Source organism: Gramella jeungdoensis (assembly GCF_023805255.1).
Taxonomy (GTDB): domain Bacteria; phylum Bacteroidota; class Bacteroidia; order Flavobacteriales; family Flavobacteriaceae; genus Christiangramia; species Christiangramia jeungdoensis.
The window spans coordinates 98,109-118,312 of sequence record NZ_JAMSCK010000001.1 but is presented as its reverse complement, the minus strand read 5'-3'; the positions used below and the strand labels follow the sequence as shown (position 1 = coordinate 118,312).

17 protein-coding genes are annotated in these 20,204 nt (G+C 39.4%); 4 read left to right on the top strand and 13 right to left on the bottom strand.

The annotated features are described in order from the left end of the window. Nucleotides 1-122: 122 nt before the first annotated feature. The 3 genes from NE848_RS00550 to ffh are packed head-to-tail and all read right to left on the bottom strand — an operon-like array spanning nt 123 to nt 2,803. On the bottom strand, nt 123-1,025 hold the full coding sequence (locus NE848_RS00550) for a bifunctional 5,10-methylenetetrahydrofolate dehydrogenase/5,10-methenyltetrahydrofolate cyclohydrolase (protein ID WP_252110268.1): 903 nt from the start codon (nt 1,023-1,025) through the stop codon (nt 123-125). Nucleotides 1,026-1,061: 36 nt separating this feature from the next. Beyond that, on the bottom strand, nt 1,062-1,433 hold the full coding sequence (locus NE848_RS00545; protein WP_252110267.1) for a four helix bundle protein: 372 nt from the start codon (nt 1,431-1,433) through the stop codon (nt 1,062-1,064). Between the two features lie 41 nt (nt 1,434-1,474). After that, nucleotides 1,475-2,803: a signal recognition particle protein gene (gene ffh, locus NE848_RS00540; RefSeq protein WP_252110266.1), complete on the bottom strand. Its 1,329-nt coding sequence runs from the start codon at nt 2,801-2,803 to the stop codon at nt 1,475-1,477. A 216-nt stretch (nt 2,804-3,019) separates the two neighbouring features. Between ffh and NE848_RS00535 the strand changes: the two genes are divergently transcribed. After that, a complete protein-coding gene (locus NE848_RS00535; RefSeq protein ID WP_252110265.1) occupies nt 3,020-4,813 on the top strand; it encodes a hypothetical protein in 1,794 nt (597 codons plus the stop codon). 59 nt (nt 4,814-4,872) lie between these two features. Here the strand turns inward: NE848_RS00535 and argS are convergent, their stop codons facing one another. Then, nucleotides 4,873-6,651, bottom strand: coding sequence for an arginine--tRNA ligase (gene argS / locus NE848_RS00530; protein ID WP_252110264.1), 1,779 nt, complete (start codon nt 6,649-6,651; stop codon nt 4,873-4,875). A gap of 113 nt (nt 6,652-6,764) precedes the next feature. Here argS and NE848_RS00525 point away from each other — a divergent pair, with 113 nt between their 5' ends. Next, on the top strand, nt 6,765-7,190 hold the full coding sequence (locus NE848_RS00525; RefSeq protein WP_252110263.1) for a hypothetical protein: 426 nt from the start codon (nt 6,765-6,767) through the stop codon (nt 7,188-7,190). A 21-nt stretch (nt 7,191-7,211) separates the two neighbouring features. On the opposite strand, the gene NE848_RS00520 is transcribed toward NE848_RS00525, so the two are convergent. Beyond that, entirely contained in the window at nt 7,212-7,418 is a 207-nt protein-coding gene (locus tag NE848_RS00520; RefSeq protein WP_252110262.1) for a hypothetical protein, read from the bottom strand. Between the two features lie 70 nt (nt 7,419-7,488). Between NE848_RS00520 and NE848_RS00515 the strand changes: the two genes are divergently transcribed. Together NE848_RS00515 and NE848_RS00510 are read left to right on the top strand one after the other, a co-directional pair. Next, complete coding sequence (locus NE848_RS00515) at nt 7,489-8,925, top strand: SDR family oxidoreductase (RefSeq protein ID WP_252110261.1); 1,437 nt, start codon at nt 7,489-7,491, stop codon at nt 8,923-8,925. Between the two features lie 24 nt (nt 8,926-8,949). Continuing rightward, complete coding sequence (locus tag NE848_RS00510; RefSeq protein ID WP_252110260.1) at nt 8,950-10,443, top strand: BCCT family transporter; 1,494 nt, start codon at nt 8,950-8,952, stop codon at nt 10,441-10,443. Here NE848_RS00510 and ctlX read toward each other — a convergent pair. The 8 genes from ctlX to carA form a co-directional block, all read right to left on the bottom strand. After that, the gene (gene ctlX / locus NE848_RS00505) at nt 10,440-11,363 is read right to left on the bottom strand and encodes a citrulline utilization hydrolase CtlX (protein WP_252110259.1); all 924 of its coding nucleotides are present in this window, start codon (nt 11,361-11,363) and stop codon (nt 10,440-10,442) included. The two genes, NE848_RS00510 and ctlX, sit on opposite strands and share 4 nt — an antisense overlap. Nucleotides 11,364-11,374: 11 nt before the next feature. Next, nucleotides 11,375-12,286 (bottom strand): dimethylarginine dimethylaminohydrolase family protein, encoded by a 912-nt coding sequence (locus tag NE848_RS00500; RefSeq protein ID WP_252110258.1) that lies wholly within the window; start codon nt 12,284-12,286, stop codon nt 11,375-11,377. A gap of 84 nt (nt 12,287-12,370) precedes the next feature. After that, a complete protein-coding gene (locus NE848_RS00495) occupies nt 12,371-13,654 on the bottom strand; it encodes a citrate synthase (protein ID WP_252110257.1) in 1,284 nt (427 codons plus the stop codon). Nucleotides 13,655-13,906: 252 nt separating this feature from the next. Further along, nucleotides 13,907-15,457: a glycogen synthase gene (locus tag NE848_RS00490; RefSeq protein WP_252110256.1), complete on the bottom strand. Its 1,551-nt coding sequence runs from the start codon at nt 15,455-15,457 to the stop codon at nt 13,907-13,909. 156 nt (nt 15,458-15,613) lie between these two features. Then, complete coding sequence (gene eno / locus NE848_RS00485; RefSeq protein WP_252110255.1) at nt 15,614-16,903, bottom strand: phosphopyruvate hydratase; 1,290 nt, start codon at nt 16,901-16,903, stop codon at nt 15,614-15,616. A gap of 223 nt (nt 16,904-17,126) precedes the next feature. Beyond that, nucleotides 17,127-17,651, bottom strand: a complete 525-nt coding sequence (locus NE848_RS00480; protein WP_252110254.1) for a hypothetical protein — start codon at nt 17,649-17,651, stop codon at nt 17,127-17,129. Nucleotides 17,652-17,662: 11 nt separating this feature from the next. Continuing rightward, nucleotides 17,663-18,877, bottom strand: coding sequence for an outer membrane beta-barrel protein (locus NE848_RS00475; RefSeq protein WP_252110253.1), 1,215 nt, complete (start codon nt 18,875-18,877; stop codon nt 17,663-17,665). Between the two features lie 127 nt (nt 18,878-19,004). Beyond that, nucleotides 19,005-20,117, bottom strand: a complete 1,113-nt coding sequence (carA, locus tag NE848_RS00470; RefSeq protein ID WP_252110252.1) for a glutamine-hydrolyzing carbamoyl-phosphate synthase small subunit — start codon at nt 20,115-20,117, stop codon at nt 19,005-19,007. Between the last annotated feature and the right edge of the window lie 87 nt (nt 20,118-20,204).

The window sequence follows — 20,204 nt, the reverse complement described above, 5'->3', positions numbered from 1 at the left end:
AAAAGTTCTTTTCACCTGTCATTGCGAGGAACGAAGCAATCTCCACATTATATAGGTAATCAATTGCAGATTACTTCACTTCGTTCGTAATGACCTGTCTATTGGCTTTCTAGACCTATTTCTTATTTATTCTGAGCCTCCAGGGCTCTTTTTTTATGTCTTTCTCTCGCAAGAAGTGTATTTTTCAATAACATTGAAACCGTCATTGGGCCCACACCACCGGGCACTGGTGTAATATAAGAAGCACGTTTGCTTACATTTTCAAAATCAACATCTCCTTTTATCACATAACCTTTTTCGGAATTCTCATCGGGGACCCTGGTAATCCCAACGTCGATAATCACAGCATCATCCTTGATCATTTCAGCTTTAAGAAAATCTGGTATTCCAACAGCAATGATAATAATATCGGCCTGTGAAGTAACCTGGGTAATGTTCTTGGTAAATTCATGGGTAAGCGTCACTGTGGAATTCCCCGGGAATCCGCTTCTCCCCATTAGAATACTCATAGGTCTTCCCACGATATAGCTTCTTCCTATAACAACGGTATGCTTCCCTTTAGTTGGGATATCATATCTTTCAAGCAATTCAAGGATCCCGAATGGAGTAGCAGGAATGAAAGTGGTCATATCCAGCGCCATTTTACCAAAATTGGTTGGATGGAACCCATCTACATCCTTATCCGGATCTACCGCGTTCAATACTTTTTGAGTATCGATCTGAGGAGGTAAAGGCAACTGAACAATAAAACCGTCAATATCCTCATTCTTATTCAGTTCTTCGATCTTATCAAGCAGCTCCAGTTCACTTATAGTGTTTGGGAGTCGGTAAAGTGATGATTCAAAACCTACTCTTTCGCAGGCTTTCACCTTACTATTCACATAGGTTAAACTGGCTCCGTCTTTTCCAACGATAATTGCGGCAAGATGTGGGACTTTTTCACCACGTTCTTTCATTTTGGTAACCTCAGCAGCAATTTCATCCTTGATGTCATTACTGATCTTTTTACCGTCTAAAATTGTCATCTATTAAAGTATTCAGTGGGCAGTAACAGTGGGCAGTTATTTTTCCACTACTCCATATTTACCCGGGTTATTGATCATATAATTTAAAAGCTTCCCTACTTCTTCACTCTGTTTAACCAATTTCTCAAACTCCAGTTCCTCAATATACTTGCAGGCTCTTGCAAATTGAAGCCAGCTTTGAGTCTCTGCATTCTCAGCATCACTGTCGCTCAGCTTACTTTTAAAGTGATTAGGATTACTCCTTTTTCTATAAGCTTCGGCTATATTAGAACAAACCGACCTAGAACTTCTACGTATCTGGTCGGTTAAACTGTATGTTTCCTCTTTAGGAAATTTCTTCGAAATTTCGAATATCTTCATCGCCAGTTCAAATGCAATCTCGTATGCTTTTAAAGATCTAAAATCCATAATCAAATATTTTACTGCATACTGAGACTACCTACTGCCAACTACTTCATTCCCTTCATCATTTGCATCATTTTTCGGCCACCACCACCTTGCATCATCTTCATCATCTTACCCATCTGGTTGAATTGCTTAAGCAATTGATTCACCTCCTGAACAGAGGTTCCAGACCCTTTCGCAATTCTTTTCTTTCTACTTGCATTGATGATCTTAGGCTCACTTCTTTCTCCGGGAGTCATGGAATGAATAATCGCTTCTATTCCCTTAAAGGCATCGTCATCGATATCCACATCCTTTAGCATCTTGCCAGCTCCCGGGATCATACCCATAAGATCCTTCATGGATCCCATTTTCTTTATCTGCTGAAGCTGATTAAGGAAATCATCAAATCCAAATTTATTCTTGGCTATCTTTTTCTGAAGCTTTCTGGCCTCTTCTTCATCATACTGTTCCTGGGCACGTTCAACAAGAGAGACAACATCCCCCATTCCCAGGATCCTATCGGCCATACGGGAAGGATAAAAGACATCCATTGCATCCATCTTCTCCCCGGTACCAATGAACTTAATAGGTTTATTTACTACCGACTTAATGGAAATAGCTGCACCACCACGGGTATCACCATCAAGTTTGGTAAGTATGACCCCATCAAAATCCAGCCTATCGTTAAAGGCTTTAGCGGTATTCACCGCATCCTGACCTGTCATCGAATCAACAACGAATAAGGTTTCGTTTGGGTCGATCGCCTTATGGATATTCGATATTTCTGTCATCATCGCTTCATCCACAGCCAGTCGACCGGCGGTATCGATGATCACCACATTATGACCATTTTCTTTGGCATGAGCGATAGCATTCTTAGAAATAGCTACGGGATCCTGATTCCCTTCTTCAGAATATACCTCTACTCCAACCTGCTCTCCAACAACATGAAGCTGGTTAATTGCCGCAGGACGGTATACATCACAGGCAACCAGAAGTGGTTTTTTGGTCTTTTTCTTTTTAAGGAAGTTGGCAAGTTTCCCCGAGAATGTGGTCTTACCACTACCCTGGAGACCAGACATTAAGATCACTGATGGATTTCCCGAAAGATCGATTCCTTCAGCCTCTCCACCCATAAGTTCAGTCAGCTCGTCTTTTACGAGCTTCACCATCATCTGCCCCGGCTTTAATGCCGTAAGCACGTTCTGACCTAAGGCCTTTTCTTTTACCGTATTTGTAAAATCTTTGGCAATCTTATAGTTAACATCGGCATCTACAAGGGCGCGACGAACCTCTTTAAGAGTTTCGGCTACGTTAACTTCGGTTATCTGGCCATGTCCTTTTAATACGTGTAAGGCACTATCTAACTTATCGCTTAAATTATCAAACATATTCTTTCCTGTGATTTTAATCTAACGCTGTAAACAGCGAGTTGCAAATTTAATGATTTGTAGTTGAAGTGAAAAGTTTATTTCAATTTGCGGCTCTAATAAAATACTGACTCCGCGGCACTTTTGAACTTCCTTTCTAATTAAGACCCCCTTACATGATAAATATCATTTTTTAGGTTAAATAAGAACTTCATCTTGCCCGCTTAAATTTTCCAGATGAAAAATCAATCCCTACATACATTCCATATCCCCGTAATGGGAATTGCCTACACCATAGACACCCCTATAAAAGTTGCCAGTTTTGGAATCACTTCAGCTCTATCTATTGTTGAAGATAATCTTATAGAGGTCATGAGAAAGGTATATTATAAAAAGAATAATGAGACTTATACTCCCATTACAACTCGTGAAAAGGATTACAGGGCAAGAAGAATCACCGATTATCTAAACCTTGTAAACAGAAATGTAAAAAAACGCCTGGAAGAACTACGCAACTCTTCCTTTGAGGCCGGCTCAGATCTAGTGAAATATTTTGAAATGTTACCAAATGAAAACGATCTGAAGAAAAAATATCTGGAGTTTATGAACGCAGAAGAACCTGAAAAGAAAAGATCAATTGAAGGTGAGCTGAGAAAGGAAGTAAAGGCCGGGGCAATTGAAGTGAATATAATGACAAAAGTTGACAGGGAAATCCAGGATAAAAGCGGCAACCCAATTCCTAATCATTCTGATGCTCTTACAGCTCTAAAGGGATACGCACAAAGCGACCTGGAAGATTCAGCCGTGATATTCTCTGCCGGAATGAATCCCAGGTTATTCAATTACCTGGAGAGTTTCAGGGAATTTGACGCTCAGGCATGGGGTAAATTCAAAAAGAGAATCGCTTTGAAGGTCAGTGATTTTCGTTCGGCCCTGATCCAGGGAAAATATCTGGCAAAAAAAGGGATCTGGGTAAGCGAATTCAGGATAGAATCCGGTCTCAACTGTGGAGGACATGCATTTGCCACCCAGGGCGTCCTTATGGGACCCATCCTGGAGGAATTCAAGGCCAGAAAAAAGGAATTACAGGAAAGTCTTTTTGAAATATATAACAAATCAGTTGCGGCGTTAGGACTGAAAAGCTTTGATAAACCTCATCCAATAAAAATCACTGCTCAGGGAGGGATTGGCACTTATGAAGAAGACCAGTTTCTCCACAATTATTACCAGGTGGATAGCACGGGATGGGGTACACCATTTTTGTTATGCCCGGAGGCAACTACTGTAGAAGATGATACTTTTAAGGTGCTTCAAAATTCCACAGATGAAGACGTGGTACTAAGTGAGAGCAGTCCATTAGGAGTAAGTTTCAATTATCTCAAAGGAACCAGTTCAGAAAAAGAAAGACTGAAGCGAATAGCCGAAAATAAGCCAGGAAGCAGCTGCCCTGAAAAATATCTAGTCTCAAACACAGAATTCACAAAAAAGCCTATATGTACAGCTTCAACGAAATATCAGGAACTAAAACTGGCACAACTGGAGTCAGCTGAGCTAACAACTGCCAGACGTGAAAAACTTAAAAAGGAGGTTCTGGAAAAAGAATGTTTATGTATTGGCTTGAGCAATGCGGCACCTTTACAATACAACGAGAAATTCGTAAAAAATCAAAAAGCAGTTACTATTTGTCCGGGCCCTAATATTGCTAATTTCACAAAAAAGGTAAGCCTCCAGGAAATGGCAGGACATATTTACGGCTGGGGAAATATCATAAACAGGAAGGACCGCCCAAATATGTTCGCCAAAGAACTGGAATTATATGTTGATTATATCAAAAAGCAGGTAACCGACATGGTTACTCCAGATCCAAAAACAGTTAAAGGATATCATAGATTTTGTGACAATCTACTGGAAGGAATCAAGTATTACAGGGAACTTTTAACGGAACATTATTTTTCCAATGCTGAACAGTTCCGCAGAATACTTTTAAACTCCGAGGGAGAAATATCCCAGTTAAAAGAACAGTTGGTCTAAGCTCTGTTTAAATCAAAAAAGAATCCATATCTGCCTTTCGGGCAGATATGGCTATTTACTTACATCCTTTCAGGAACCTCAATTCCTAAGAGTTTAAATCCAGATTTGATCACATTAGCAACCAGTTGCGATAATTGTACCCTGAAAACTTTTTCCTGCTCATCTTCCACACCAAGAATTGGTACATTTTGATAAAAGGAATTGAAGGATTTCACCAATTCATACACATAGTTGGCGATAAGTGCCGGAGAATGGTTTTCGGCAGCGAGACCAATAGTCTCTGGATAAAGCTGAAGGGTTTTGATAAGTTCCTTTTCCTTTTCGTGGAAGCCATAATCCTTGGAAAGCTCGGCTGAATAATCAAAATCGGCTTTTCTCAAGATAGACTGAATCCGGGCATAGGTATATTGGATAAACGGCCCGGTATTCCCCTGAAAATCTACCGATTCTTCAGGATTGAAAAGAATCCTTTTTCTCGGATCTACTTTCAGGATATAATATTTAAGAGCTCCAAGCCCTATTATTCGGTAGAGCTCTTCTTTTTCGGCTTCGGAATAACCGTCAAGTTTTCCGAGCTCTTCCGAAATATCTTTTGCGGTTGCCGCCATTTCTTTTATAAGATCATCGGCATCAACCACAGTACCTTCACGGCTTTTCATTTTTCCAGACGGAAGGTCCACCATTCCGTAACTAAGGTGATAAAGGGCATCGGCCCAGTCATAACCAAGCTTTTTCAGAATAAGGAACAACACCTTAAAGTGATAATCCTGCTCATTACCTACTACGTAGACCAACTGATTGATGTCAAAATCTCTGAAACGTTGTATTGCAGTCCCTATATCCTGAGTCATGTAGACCGCGGTTCCATCGCTTCTAAGAACGATCTTTTCATCAAGCCCCTCATCGCTAAGATCTATCCATACACTGCCATCTTCTTTTTTATAAAAAACACCATCTTCCAGTCCTTTTAGCACCTCATCTTTTCCCAGGAGATAGGTTTGACTTTCATAATAATTCTTATCGAAATCAACTCCCAGGGCCTTGTATGTTTTATCAAAACCATCATAAACCCACTGGTTCATGGTTTCCCAAAGCTTTACTACTTCAGGATCATTTGCCTCCCATTTCCTGAGCATCTCCTGTGCCTCAACAAAGATGGGAGCCTGAGCTTTTGCTTCATCCTCACTTTTTCCTTCTTCCTTTAGCTGTGCAATTTCCTTTTTATACTCCTGATCGAATTTCACATAATAATTTCCAACCAGTTTATCTCCTTTTAAACCTGCAGATTCAGGAGTTTCTCCATCTCCAAATTTCTGCCAGGCCACCATGGATTTACAGATATGGATACCACGATCGTTGATCACCTGAACTTTGTACACCTGGTTCCCCGCAGCTTTCAGTATCTCCGAAACCGAATATCCCAAAAGGTTATTTCTGATATGTCCCAGATGTAAAGGTTTATTTGTGTTGGGCGAAGAATATTCTACCATGATCCCGCTGGCATCAGATTGCGGCAATAGAATTCCGAAGTCCTCGCGATCTTTAACCTCATTAAAGAAGTTCACATAGTGATCGTCACTTATCACGATATTAAGAAAGCCCTGTATCACATTAAACCCGGCTACTCCCTCTACCTCTTCTTCAAGGTATTTTCCTATATTTTCAGCTAACTGGGCAGGATTCGTCTTTACCTGCTTAAGCATAGGAAAGACCACCAGGGTAATATCCCCTTCAAAATCCTTACGCGTAGGCTGAAATTCGATATTTTCAGGTTCCACTTCATAATGTTTCCTGACCGCTTCTTTTACCTTTGATGCAAGAATTTGTTCAATATTCATTTCCTATACTTTTTTTTGACGTATTTCAATTTAATAAGTGCGCAAAGATAAAAAGAAATGAAGTTTCAAAGGGCCGCCTTTGTACCCAAATCCTTATATTTAGAAAAAAAGAAATGCTGCTGAATATTTCCTATAACCGTCCCGCTGTTTCCGACAGGATAAACAAGGAAGTTGGAAAACCATTTACTCTATTTGAAAGGATTAAACTCAAAGGCACTGGTTCACCTAAACTACAGATCACTTCGGCAAGTATCGATATCCACAATTTGTTAATCCTGGATAACAATTCAAATGTTTGCAATGTGGAAATGAGGAATAACGGAATAATTGTGATGTTCCGGTCGCTGCTGGAAACCTACGCCCTGGTGATTCCATACTTCAAATTAAATCTATACAAGGGAAAGGCCGAGGAATACAGCATTTATATAGATCATTATTTCATCAAGGTAAAAGCCGACAAACCCGGAATCCATAAATTCTTTAGAAAGATCATCGACTATAAATCAGACAATGCTCCTACGCAAATAGAAGATCTTTAATAAGCTTATGAAGCTGTTTAACTAATTTCTGCGATTAAAGGCCAGTCCACCCACCAGGGAAAGTATCCCAAAAACGATCATCGCATAAGACTGAGTATTATCACCCTGTGCTTCGACCTGCAGAGGCCCTGCATCTATCGAAAATTCGGGTGTCACCAGAGTATAGATCCCATATCCAACAAGTCCTATCCCTATGATCAGAAGTACGAATTTGAGTACGTTATTCATTTAATAAAGTTTTATTAATCCAGAGTGAAAGTAGTAATTAAATTTCTAATTTGATGATTAAATCCATCGAATGCGAATTTTACTTACCGGCGCCAATGGCTATATAGGCATGAGGCTTTTACCACAATTGCTGGAACAGGGCCATGATTTGGTATGCGCGGTTCGCAACAGGAACAGGTTCACCTCCATCGATAAATTAAAGAAAAATGTTGAGATCGTTGAAATAGACTTTTTAGAAGATTCCTCGCCCCCTGAAGCCATTAAAAATATAGATGTAGCCTACTATCTTATACATTCCATGACAGCAACCACGAAAGACTTCGATAAGCAAGAAGCTCGGGCAGCTGAAAACTTTAATAAAATGATAGCTGAAACTTCGGTGAACCAGGTCATCTATCTAAGTGGAATCATCAATGAAGAAAAACTTTCAAAACATTTAAAATCGCGAAAAAGAGTTGAAGAGATCCTCTATAAAGGTGATTTCAATCTAACTGTACTTAGAGCTGCAATTATTGTTGGTTCGGGAAGTTCTTCCTTTGAAATCATTAGGGATCTCTGCGAAAAACTCCCTTTTATGATCACCCCAAAATGGGTAAATACAAGATGTCAGCCCATCGCAATAAGAGATATCATTAAATATCTAACGGGAGTGATTGGCCGGAAGGAATGCTATAATGAATCTTTCGATGTGGGAGGACCAGATATTCTCACTTACCAGGAAATGATGGAAAAGTATGCCGAAGTGAGAGGCCTGAAAATACTGATAGCAGGAGTTCCGGTAATGTCTCCAAAACTAAGCTCTTACTGGTTATATTTTGTAACCTCAACTTCATACCGATTAGCCCAGAATCTTGTTGACAGCATGTCGGTAGAAGTTATCACGAAAGATACCAGGCTTCAGGAAATGCTGAAAATAGAACCAATTCATTACAAGGAAGCCATCAAACTGGCATTCTATAAAATTGAACAAAACGAAGTGATCTCCAGCTGGAAGGATTCGCTCAGCAGCGGGCGATTCAGAAAAGAGCTCAATAAATATATTCAGATCCCAAAGTATGGATGCCTGCAGGATAAGAAATCGGTTAAAATCGAAAACCCGGATGAAGTCCTGGCTCGCATTTGGGCGATAGGCGGATTAACAGGATGGTACTATGGAAACTGGCTTTGGAAAGTTAGAGGTTACCTCGATAAGCTGGCAGGCGGCGTAGGCCTTAGACGAGGAAGAACCAATCCAAACAAAATTAATGCTGGGGACTCACTGGATTTCTGGAGGGTCTTAATGGCCGACAAACAGGAACGAAGACTATTACTATTTGCCGAAATGAAGGTGCCTGGGGAAGCCTGGCTGGAATTTAAGATAGACGAAGAGAACGTACTTCATCAAAATGCAACTTTCAGACCCAAAGGCCTGTTAGGTCGCACGTACTGGTACTCCATGTACCCATTCCATTATTTTATCTTTGAAGGAATGATCAACAGAATTGCTAAGGGCAATAAAAAGAAGTAGCTTTAAGCAAATAAGAACGGTAGCTTGAAATCAAAATTCAATATTCTTATTAAGAACCAGGTCTTTTTGACCTCTGCGATCATCTTAATACTCAGCTCCTTTTTTATCTTCTGGTTTACCGGTTTTTTCTACGACCTAATTGAAACCACATCCCTTTGGGTAAGAGAATATTTTGGAACTTTTTACCTGTGGCTGGGCCTGGGATGTGTAATATTTTTACTAATACTGGCATTCTCAAAATTCGGAAAGATAAGACTGGGGAATTCTCCACCCGAATTTGATAGACTATCATGGATAGCTATGCTTTATAGTGCGGGCATGGGAGCCGGAATTTTACTAAGAGCAGTGCAGGAACCGGTTTTTATGCTGTTGAATCCTCCCATAGAAACTGAACAAACCGCAGAAATCATTTCCCTGGAATACACATTTTACCAGTGGGGTTTTACAGCATGGGCCTTTTATGGCATTTTCGCTGTTATTATAGGTTATTCAATATTTGTGGAAAAAGCAGATGTCAGGCTAAGTTCTGGTTTCAATGAATTTCGAAAAAATAAATTTCTGCCTTCTGCAATAGATATACTTACAATCCTGACCACAGTTATTGGGCTGGTTGCAGCTATAGGATTGGGAACTACTCAGATTGAGGGAGGTTTGAGCCACCTGGAATCACGTGAACCCGGCTCTCTTTTACCCAACCTCTTTCTTGTTTTCCTCATCTGTTCCCTTGCTTTTATCTCGGCGTGGATTGGAGTACACAAGGGAATTAAAAGGATCTCCAACTGGAATATCTATATCGCATTGATCCTTATGATCTTTGTTTTTATTACCGGGGATATCTCCGGCATTTTAGGCAACTTCTTTAATTCATTTTATCATTACCTGATAGATTTTATCCCTTTAAGCCTAGCAATTGGAAAATTTGATCCGGGAATAAAATTCCTTACTGACTGGACCTATTATTACTGGGCTTTCTGGCTTGCCTGGGCCCCCTTTACCGGAATCTTCATCGCCCGTATCTCCCGGGGTCGTAGCTTAAGAGAGATGATTCTGGGCGTGCTGTTAATTCCATCTATTGGAAGCTTCTTCTGGTTTAGTGTTTTTGGGACTTCAGCTTTTGATATTATTGAAGGATTGGACAGCTATAACAATGAATTTGGAAATGTTTTCACTTCTATGTTCGTTTTCTTTGAAACGTATCCTGTTTCCATATTCACAAGTTTCACAGTAATACTCTTACTGATAAGTTTTCTGGTGACATCGGTTGATTCAGCCATCTTTGTACTTAGTATGTTCACTGATAATGGCCGGCAGGAACCTAAAAAAAAATACCGCCTTGCCTGGGCGGTACTTATACTTTTATTTTGTGAAGCCATTATCGTGCTTGGCCAGGTAAAGCCAGATTCTAACGTACTAACAGCCATGCAGAAATTTCTAATCATCACCTCCCTTCCGTTCGCATTTTTAAGCGTGATAATTATTATACTTTTCAGCCTAAAACTTTTCCGAAAAACTGGTTAAGCTTTTGGAAGGAATACTTCGGCCATCATACATCTGGCACTTCCACCTCCACAGGTCTCTATAGTCTGTATCTCAGAACTAAGAATTTCACAATGTTTTTCTATTCTGCTAACCTGATCTTGAGTAAGACTTCGATGCGCACGTGCACTCATAACCAGATATTTTTTGCCCATTCCCTGAACCTGCAACATATTACCGGCAAACTCATGCATTTGCTCTTCGGTGATGGATATTATCTCCTTTCCATCCTGTTTTAAATGCTTTATAACATTTTTTCGCTCTTTCTTGTCATCAATGGTATCCAGGCAGATCACCGCGAATTCTTCGCCCAGACACATCATCACATTGGTGTGATAAATAGCCAAGCGTTTATCTCCAACACTTTGATAAGCATTAAAGATCACAGGAGTATATTCAAAATCCTCGCAGAATTCTATAAGCAGGTCTTCATCAGCCCTTGGAGAAATTGCACAGTATGCTTTATGATTAACTCTGTCAAGGATAAGACTTCCCGTTCCTTCCAGAAAAATATCATCTTCTTCAGCTGAAGTATAATCAACGATATCGGTGATCTTGAATCCAGCTTCTTCAAGCCTTGCGAAGTATTCCAGTCGGCGCTCTTTCCTTCTGTTTTCAGCAAACATGGGATATAGAGCTATCTGACCGTCCTGATGGAACGAAACCCAGTTATTCGGAAAAATAGAATCGGGAGTGTTGTCTTCAAGAACATCATCCACCACGATCACATTCACACCTACAGATCTCAGTTTTGCGACAAATTTATCAAACTCCTTTGCGGCCAGAGCATTAATGTCATCGCCTTCCACGTCTTTCTGAAAATAGTTATTTACCGCTGTCTGCTCATTCATTCTGAAAGCAACGGGTCTAACCATCAATATAGTATCAGTAATCTGCTTCATCTTTCTTCTTTTTAATCTCTTATAAGCGGTAATGTTGAACACCTCAACAAGCCTTCCTGTTTTGCTATTTCAGCATATGGCACTTCTTCTACAGTAATTCCCTGTTCCCTTAACCAGGCGTTCAACCTGGTGAAGTTCTCTTCTGAAATTACCACATCTTCAGAAATAGAGAAAATATTAGAATTCATATCATACATTTCATCCCTGGTTATCTCATATACATTTTCCTTTCCGAAGAAATTTACAAGCCATTTGTACTCTTCTTCAATAAGAAACCCTTCTTTATAGATGATCGCCTTATTTTTCCCCACCGGCTGAAAACAACAATCCAGGTGAAGGGCGTTATCTTTAGCAACGGTATTGGACTTTTTTAAACTGAATGACACCACCTTCTTCTCTGGAAACATATTCTGAAGAGCTTCCACGGCCTGTATGTTGGTTCTGGCCGTAATAAAATCCTTATAATCCTTTCCTTTATAGGTTCCAACAAATATATAATCCCCCATCGGCATCACATCCCCTCCTTCTATATGGGCCTCTTCGGGAAGGCTAATTATATTATCAGGATCAATCTGGTCTAAAACATCATGTATAGCCTCGATCTCTTGATCCCGATCCGGTAAAATATTAGATTTTATAAATTTATCCTCTATTACAAAAGCTATATCCCTTGTAAAGATCTGATTGTAATCTTTGATCACATCAGGCCTGAATACTTTAACATCATATTTTTTAAAAACTTCGGCAACCGCTCCTATCTCCTTCACCATATCTTCTTCTTTTGGATAGGTGCCAGCCATGATATGTTCCCTGGATTTAGGGTCATAGGCTTCCTCCAGCGAAGGTACAGGCCCGTTACTTTCGGCGGTCCCCAAAACCACTGCTCTTAGCCTGGAGGTTTCATTGTTTATATGCAATTTCATTGCTTAAAATTTTGGCAAATATAGAAAAAGCTTCATACTGTGATGAAGCTTTTTATTTAGTTCATTTCAAAGAAAAACCAGGATCTATCGGCTTCCCAGAGGTTTAAATTCCCTGTGATTCTCACCGATGTAGATCTGACGTGGACGACCAATAGGTTCTTTTCTTAACCTCATCTCCCTCCACTGCGCGATCCAACCTGGAAGTCTACCTAGGGCAAACATTACCGTGAACATTTCCACTGGTATTCCAAGAGCACGGTAAATGATACCAGAATAGAAATCTACGTTTGGATAAAGTTTCCTTTTAACAAAATAATCATCTTCAAGAGCTTGTTTTTCAAGGCCTTTTGCAATATCCAACACAGGGTCTTCTACTCCAAGCTGCCCAAGCACTTCATCTGCAGACTTCTTGATGATCTTTGCACGAGGGTCAAAATTCTTATATACACGGTGGCCAAAGCCCATTAAACGGAAAGGATCTTCTTTATCTTTAGCTTTTTCCATAAACTTTGCGGTATCACCACCATCTTCTTTGATTCTTTCAAGCATTTCGATCACCGCTTGGTTAGCTCCACCGTGAAGGGGCCCCCAAAGCGCTGAAATACCTGCGGAAATCGAAGCAAATAGACCAGCATGAGAAGAACCTACCATTCTTACGGTAGAAGTTGAACAGTTCTGCTCATGATCGGCATGAAGAATCAGTAATTTATCCAATGCATCTATAACAGCTTTATCAACACTGTAGGTCCTGTTTGGTTTTTCAAACATCATCTTATGAAGGTTCTCTACATATCCTAGAGACTCATCGCCATAATTCAAAGGAAGACTGTTCTTCTTTCTCAGCGTCCAGGCCGCCAGTACAGGAAACTTACCGAGGATCTTAACGATCGCCTTATACATATCTTCTTCTGAGGAAACATCTACCGATGAAGGGTTGAACGCTATCAACGCACTTGTTAGAGAAGAAAGTACGCCCATTGGGTGGGCTGACTTTGGGAAGCCATCAAGTATCTTCTTCATCTCTTCATCTACATGAGACTGCTCCTTAATATCGTTAGTGAACTTTTCAAGCTGTTCCTTATTAGGAAGCTCTCCAAAGATCAAAAGATATGCGACTTCCAGAAAATCAGCCTTTTCAGCCAGATCTTCTATGGTATAGCCTCTATATCTTAGGACACCTTTTTCTCCGTCTAAAAATGTGATAGCACTCTCACAACTTCCAGTATTCTTATATCCGGGGTCCAACGTGATAAGCCCTGCTTCTCCACGTAATTTTTTGATATCTACCCCTATTTCATTTTCGGTTCCCACGGTAACAGGAAACTCATATTTCTTTCCGTCAAATTCGAGTGTTGCTGTTTTAGACATATTATATTATCTTCTGGTTTGGATTAATTTTTAATGATTGCTAAATTACGAAATTTACTGTTAAAATAATTTTAAGCAGAGTAACGAAATTTCAGAAATACCAGCATTTTCTTCCGTTTTCGTGAATTTTAGTTTCAGTTCACCAAAAAAGCGATGCGTGTTTTAATAAGAAATGCCTTAATATGAAAAAAATACCCGGAATACTTTAGATTATCTTATGGGAAATTGGGTGAAAATCCTTAAAATCAGCACTTATATAGTGTGATCCACCTTGTATAACTCTTTGTAATACTGATCTACAGATTTCTCCCATGTGAAACGTTGCCTTTTGGCATTGGCACATATTTTTTTCCAGGTTTTCTGATCGTTAAAGAAAAGGTCTACCGTTTCGTTGAATACCTTTACGAAATCAGATTCTTTATCTTCAATGGTTTTCCCGTCAAAGCTAAAACCTGTCTTCATGTGCTTAACCGTATCCTTTAATCCGCCGGTATGATGCACGAGGCATGGCTGACCTTTTCTCATCGCAAGCATCTGGCTAATTCCACAAGGTTCAAACTGACTTGGCATTAGGTAAAGATTCGCCTCCTGATAAAGCATATCGATAATGCTTTCAGACTGGGCATTGATAAAAATAAGGTTCTTATGATGATAACTGGCCTCTCTGAATATCACTTCATATTCCGGCGCTCCGGTTCCAAGTAAAATATATACACCATTCACCTCTGCCAGTTTTTCCATCAATTTTGGTAAAATCTCCGGATTGTGTTTGAAATAAAAGAATTTCTGTTCAGTTAACCTGGCGACGCTGGTACATATGAAATCTGGTTTATGTTCCTGAAATCTGGTAAGCTTTTCCCCTGTATGGGCCAGATAATGTGCTTTGTAATCCTTTTTCTCTTCCTGAAGCCACCTGAACAATCTTCTTATACACTGCCGAAATAATATGCCCTTTTCAACCATATTGATATTGGCATAATTTGCTCCGTTCAGGATTCCAAACAGGCGATTCTCCTTACTGGCCGTTTTAAGATCTTCTTCCAGTCCTTCACCCCCGATGAAATGAGGCGGATTACTGGGTTTCTGAATATCTTCCTGATAAGACGGGGAAACCGTATGCACAGCATCAGCAAGACGAATCCCTACAGCCATCAGATTAATACAATCAGGATATCGATAGTCGTACAATTTCTCCCGGTCATATTCTACATCCGGAAAAAAAGCATCTATAGAGGAGTAATTATTTTCAAATGGTCGTATACCCTGGATCGCGAGGTTATGAATTGAGTAAACGAAACGTATATCTTTCAGAACCTCAAATCTTTGGTGAAATTCCCGCAAAAACAACAATATACTGGTATGCCAGTCATGGAGATGAACAATATCAATCTTCTCAAAAACATTTTCCCTTATCGCCGCGGCAACCGCCGTACAAAAAAGTGAAAAAACATTAGCATCAGTGAAGAAAGGCTGGTCGGGATCATTGAAATAAATATGAGCAATATCACCAGCTTTGATATCGGGATGATGAACCACATAATGTTTAATTCCTTCAATTTCCTTTTTACCTGGCACTTCGTAGATCTCGGCACTTTGAGGTGTTCCACGAAAGACAAAATTAACTTCAGCAATCCTGGTTCCAGATAAATGTAATCTTGAATAGGCAGGAGTGATCACCGAAACACGATCACCCTTGGCGGCAATTTGTCTGGGCACATCACGTACCACGTCTCCCATCCCTCCGGCTTTACAGCGAGGGATAGCATCGTTCTCAGCAGCGACGAAAAGAAAATTAGTTTTCAAAAGTAAAGGTTGGTTGTTTTTCGGAATTTAAGGATTAAGCCCTAGCTCGCACATTTTATTTCATTAAATGATTGTTAATATAATATATATTGAAGTAAATATTAAATAAAAAAGCCCCTTCTTTAGAAGAGGCTTCTTACAAATAAAGTGAAATCCTTATTTTATTTTGAATGCCTTATCCTGTGGATAATATGCAACATCTCCCAATTCTTCCTCAATTCTTATCAATTGATTGTACTTAGCCATACGATCACTACGTGAAGCAGAACCCGTCTTAATCTGCCCGGTATTCAATGCGACAGCAAGATCGGCTATGGTATTATCTTCAGTTTCTCCAGAACGGTGAGACATTACCGAAGTATAACCAGCATTATGTGCCATGTTCACAGCAGCAATGGTTTCGGTTAATGTACCGATCTGGTTCACCTTGATCAGGATTGAATTCGCAATATTTTCTTTAATTCCTCTTCCAAGACGCTCTACGTTAGTTACAAAAAGATCGTCACCAACTAACTGCACTTTATCTCCGATCTTTTCGGTTACGGCTTTCCAACCTTCCCAATCATTTTCATCCATCCCATCTTCTATAGAGATAATTGGATATTTAGAAGCAAGTTCTGCAAGATATTCAGCCTGCTCCTCGCTAGTTCTTACTTTTCCTTTATCACCCTCAAATTTGGTGTAGTCGTATTTACCATCAACAAAGAATTCAGCTGCAGCACAGTCTAGTGCGATCATCACATCTTGTCCAGGCTTATAACCAGCTTTTTCTATTGCTTTCAAAATGGTATCAAGGGCATCCTCCGTTCCATCAAGTGTAGGTGCGAATCCACCTTCATCACCAACAGCTGTGCTAAGACCTCGATCGTGAAGTACCTTTTTAAGGTTATGGAAAATTTCAGTTCCCATCTTTAATGCGTGGGAAAAACTTTCAGCCATTACCGGCATGATCATAAATTCCTGGAACGCGATAGGCGCATCACTATGAGAACCTCCATTAATGATGTTCATCATAGGCACCGGAAGCGTATTGGCGCTTACTCCTCCTACATATCTGTAAAGAGGCATATTCAATTCATTGGCTGCTGCCTTGGCAACTGCTAAAGAAACACCAAGAATAGCATTAGCTCCAAGCTTTGATTTATTTGGAGTACCGTCAAGGTCTCTCATCGTCTGGTCTATCAGATTCTGTTCAAAAACAGAATATCCAAGCAACTTTTGTGCAATTTCGCCATTTACATTCTCAACTGCCTTTGCCACACCTTTACCCATAAAATCATCACCTCCATCACGAAGCTCTACTGCTTCATGTTCTCCAGTGGAAGCTCCTGAAGGAACTGCCGCACGTCCCATAATTCCATTTTCGGTAATTACATCAACCTCTACTGTTGGGTTTCCTCTTGAGTCAAAAATCTGACGGGCATGAATATCTAAAATAGCACTCATAATCTTTTTTTGTTAGTTAATTGAATAAGCTGCAAGATACAAAGACACCTATTAAAAAGCGAGTAAACATGGTAGTTTTAAAGCAATTATAACAGGAATTTCAATTCAAACGTTTTCGCTTTGAAAGAAATGCAAGTATTTCTTGAAAATGGAAATTATATCTGCATAAACGCAAATTCAATATGACCACCCGAAAGTTCTTTTTTTTATAAATCAAAAATGGCTACTGTGCGACCAGCCATCCTAACTGTAATCCGAATAAAGGGGTAAAATAAGAGGTAACCTCATTAAACCCTACCCCCAGTCCAAGATTGAGATTCAGCTTGAACCCACTATTATAAACTCTTTGCAAGCCCCAGGCGGGGCCAACAAATCCACCATAATCACTGGCATATTTAAGATCACCGATTAATGGATCACCACTAGTGATAGAAGCAACTCCGGCTATATAATTCGCACTGTTTTCTGAGATCTTCAGTCCTTTATCGCCCCGTTTATTAAAATTATAATAATATCGATACTGAGCTTCAAAGCCCGGAAAAAAACCGTAGGCTTCTCCTGAATAAGTAGACTTATGATAAGCAAAACCAACGCCCAGGTTCATATCAATACTTGAATTTGGAGAAACCGCCAGTTCATATTCGGCCGAAGGAGCCAGAATGTTTAAAGAAAACTGACTGTTTGTGGTTTCCTGGGAAAAACCATTACAACCCAATAAAAGTAAAATCGCAAAGAGAAAATTCTTCATTTTTATTGGATTTAAAATAATTTATATCCTAAAATTAAATTAATACTGTTGTAATTACTTCTCCATTCAATATTGTAATTGCTTTTTTCAAACTTATCTCCTTTTACGGTATTCGCTAGATATCTAACTTCAAAATCAAGCCTATCGTAAATTGCATATCCAAAGCCCGCGGCATACCCCATTGTGAAGTTTAAATTTTCCAGTACCGGATCCATATTTCTTCCAGTGTTTGCAAACTTAATCTCCGAATTAACTGGAAAATCGAGGTTAACCCCTAGGTTCGCAAATAATTTGGAGTTTTGTGATAAAAACAAATAATATCTTAAAGCAGCTAAGGTGTTTATTGAATTATAGTTGACACTAAAATCAGCTTCATAATCACCATTTAATCTTGCATCATCACTAAACGTTCGGTATGTGGGCTCTACGATCGCAGACCATTTTCGCTTATTGAAATTAAAATTATATTCCAATTCTACTCCAAATCTTAAATCTAATCCGTTATAATCCGTTCCATTGGCAATAAGCCCCTTTTCTACATCCAATGAACCCTGTCCTATACCAACTTTTACACTTAAATAAAGGTCTCCAGATTTTGACTTATCCATCTTCAGTTCATATTCTGCATTTTTACATTCATTATAGTCTATGAAAAATGTCACCAGTTCTTTCTCCTTATATCTTAGAGAAGCAATTCTATTGGAATTATTCTCACAAGAGAAGTTATTTATTAGTTGTTGCTGGAAACGATTATTAGTAGCTAATCCTCCATCAACCATATATTGTTTATAGATTAATGGTTCCACACCAGAATCATTGATTTGATAAAAGAACCTTTGAACATTATTCCTCCTAAAACTTAATAAAGAAGTTTCACCTTCAACCAAATACCTTAGAAAAACAACTTGTTCTTCAAATTCCGGCGCTCTTTGCAAGGATATTTCATTTACGTCCCTGGACGATACGTCCATTTGGACTTTAAATTTTTTAAAGTGATATGTTCCAACAGAAACCTCTCTTAATTCATTTAAAGGAATGGACCTTGAATCTGCATTACTACTTGATTTAACGGAGATTTCAGAAGGTATAAAGTTCCAGTCCACATTTTTTATTAATTCATCGACTCTTTTTCCGTTATTGAATATATAATAGCCTTGTTCATATTCAATTTGTGCGAAACCGGAAAAACAGATTAGGAAGATTGCAGCAACCAATAACTTATTCATAAATAGACTTGTTAAAAAACTGCTAAATTACATTTAATGCCGAGTAACGCAAACATATTTTATCTCTAACAGTAACAAAAAAAGCCAGGAGAAAACTCCTGGCTTTTTATTACAAATTTCAAAGGGCCTATGCCTTTGCCGACTTTATTCTATCAATGAACTCATCAAAAAGATAGCTGGCATCGTGAGGTCCCGGACTTGCTTCAGGATGATACTGCACGGAGAATACGTTTTTATGCTTCATAGCGAGTCCGCCCACTGTTCCATCATTCAAACAGATATGAGTTACCTCTACATCAGGATGAGCTTCAGTTTGCTCCTTATCTACCGAGAATCCGTGGTTTTGGGATGTGATCTCTCCTTTTCCACTCACCATATTCTTCACGGGATGGTTGATCCCTCTATGACCGTGGTGCATTTTATAAGTTTTGATTCCATTCGCTATGGCTATGATCTGGTGACCAAGGCATATTCCAAAAAGGGGATGATCGTTTTCGATGATCGTTTTGGTCACATTAATGGCACTATCCAGTGGCTGGGGATCCCCAGGACCATTTGAAAGAAAGTATCCATCTGGGTTCCATTCTTTCATCTCCTCGTATGTTGCATCGTACGGAAAAACTTTAATATATGCATCCCTTTCAGCCAGGTTGCGAAGAATGTTCTTTTTAATCCCTACATCCAAAGCTGCGATCTTATAAGTCGCATTTTCATTTCCAAAGTAGTATGGCTCCTTTGCTGAAACTTTTGAAGCCAACTCCAAACCATTCATATCAGGTACATCGGCCAGCTGCTTCTTGAGACCTTCAATATTATTAACATCGGTAGAAATGATCGCATTCATCGCACCATTTTCCCTGATGTAGGTTACAAGTGCCCGTGTATCAACATCAGAAATAGCAAAAATATTGCTTTCTTCCAGAAACTCCTCAAGGGATTTATCGGCAGCAGGACGGGACATAGTATAACTAAAGTTTTTACAAATAAGTCCGGCAATCTTAGCCTTATCTGACTCATTCTCCTCTTCATTAGTTCCATAATTCCCAATATGGGCATTGGTAGTCACCATTAACTGACCAAAATAAGAAGGATCTGTGAAAATCTCCTGGTAACCCGTCATCCCGGTATTGAAACAAACTTCCCCGGCTGCATTGCCTTCTTTGTTTCCAACTGCTTTTCCGTAGAAGATCGTCCCATCTTCCAATAAAATAATCGCTTTTCTTTTAGCCTGATATTTCATAGTTGTGTTTAATTGCTGTGGCTGTAAAATTAATTATCAATAGGGTATAAAAAAAGGATAAACTCTTAAAGCTTATCCTTTTAAAAT

Bases quoted from the DNA above. Each gene is read 5' to 3' on its own strand.
- NE848_RS00550 (WP_252110268.1), bottom strand. From the start codon at position 1,025: ATGACAATTTTAGACGGTAAAAAGATCAGTAATGACATCAAGGATGAA.
- NE848_RS00545 (WP_252110267.1), bottom strand. From the start codon at position 1,433: ATGGATTTTAGATCTTTAAAAGCATACGAGATTGCATTTGAACTGGCG.
- ffh (WP_252110266.1), bottom strand. From the start codon at position 2,803: ATGTTTGATAATTTAAGCGATAAGTTAGATAGTGCCTTACACGTATTA.
- NE848_RS00535 (WP_252110265.1), top strand. From the start codon at position 3,020: ATGAAAAATCAATCCCTACATACATTCCATATCCCCGTAATGGGAATT.
- argS (WP_252110264.1), bottom strand. From the start codon at position 6,651: ATGAATATTGAACAAATTCTTGCATCAAAGGTAAAAGAAGCGGTCAGG.
- NE848_RS00525 (WP_252110263.1), top strand. From the start codon at position 6,765: ATGCTGCTGAATATTTCCTATAACCGTCCCGCTGTTTCCGACAGGATA.
- NE848_RS00520 (WP_252110262.1), bottom strand. From the start codon at position 7,418: ATGAATAACGTACTCAAATTCGTACTTCTGATCATAGGGATAGGACTT.
- NE848_RS00515 (WP_252110261.1), top strand. From the start codon at position 7,489: ATGCGAATTTTACTTACCGGCGCCAATGGCTATATAGGCATGAGGCTT.
- ctlX (WP_252110259.1), bottom strand. From the start codon at position 11,363: ATGAAGCAGATTACTGATACTATATTGATGGTTAGACCCGTTGCTTTC.
- NE848_RS00500 (WP_252110258.1), bottom strand. From the start codon at position 12,286: ATGAAATTGCATATAAACAATGAAACCTCCAGGCTAAGAGCAGTGGTT.
- NE848_RS00495 (WP_252110257.1), bottom strand. From the start codon at position 13,654: ATGTCTAAAACAGCAACACTCGAATTTGACGGAAAGAAATATGAGTTT.
- eno (WP_252110255.1), bottom strand. From the start codon at position 16,903: ATGAGTGCTATTTTAGATATTCATGCCCGTCAGATTTTTGACTCAAGA.
- NE848_RS00480 (WP_252110254.1), bottom strand. From the start codon at position 17,651: ATGAAGAATTTTCTCTTTGCGATTTTACTTTTATTGGGTTGTAATGGT.
- NE848_RS00475 (WP_252110253.1), bottom strand. From the start codon at position 18,877: ATGAATAAGTTATTGGTTGCTGCAATCTTCCTAATCTGTTTTTCCGGT.
- carA (WP_252110252.1), bottom strand. From the start codon at position 20,117: ATGAAATATCAGGCTAAAAGAAAAGCGATTATTTTATTGGAAGATGGG.